Origin of the sequence: Neoluteolibacter marinus (assembly GCF_014904755.1) — a bacterium.
Lineage (GTDB): Bacteria > Verrucomicrobiota > Verrucomicrobiia > Verrucomicrobiales > Akkermansiaceae > Haloferula > Haloferula marina.
Genome location: NZ_JACZFQ010000334.1, coordinates 1 through 525, shown reverse-complemented (window position 1 = coordinate 525; position 525 = coordinate 1). Strand labels below are relative to the sequence as shown.

Here is a 525-nt window from a genome sequence, read left to right as displayed (position 1 = left end):
AGTTCAGCGAGCCGGCGTCGGGGCTGCCCGATACCCTCGACAGCGCAGACCGCCGAGCCGCCCACAGGTCGCCGCGCGGCATCCGAGCCGCTGCTCGTCCGCACAGGGCGGGATCCCCCACACATGAGGAAGGCCCAGCACATGACCTCCGCCTACGACCCCACCGAGCGCCAGCCCATCTCCTCGCTGTCGGACATCACCGCCGCGGACATCGCCTCGCGCGTGGATCACACCCTGCTCAAGCCGGAGGCCTCCGCGGGGGCCATCGACCAGCTGTGCGCCGAGGCCCGTGAGCACGGCTTCGCCTCGGTGTGCGTCAACGGAGTGTGGGTGGCCCGTGCCGCCGAGGCCCTGGCGGGCTCGGATGTGCTGGTGTGCACCGTCGTCGGATTCCCCCTGGGCGCCTCCACGCCCGAGGCCAAGGCCTGGGAGGCCCGCGAGGCCATCCGCAACGGCGCCCAGGAGATCGACATGGTCGTGGACATCGCGGCCGCCCGCGCCGGCGACCGCCCCACCATGGAGCAC

The 525-nt window shown here is 73.0% G+C and carries 1 protein-coding gene; it reads left to right on the top strand.

Annotation, left to right across the window (positions count from 1 at the left end; genetic code table 11):
* Positions 1-123: 123 nt before the first annotated feature.
* A partial coding sequence (deoC, locus tag IG178_RS25140) for a deoxyribose-phosphate aldolase (RefSeq protein WP_193215290.1) occupies positions 124-525 on the top strand: 402 nt, incomplete at its 3' end.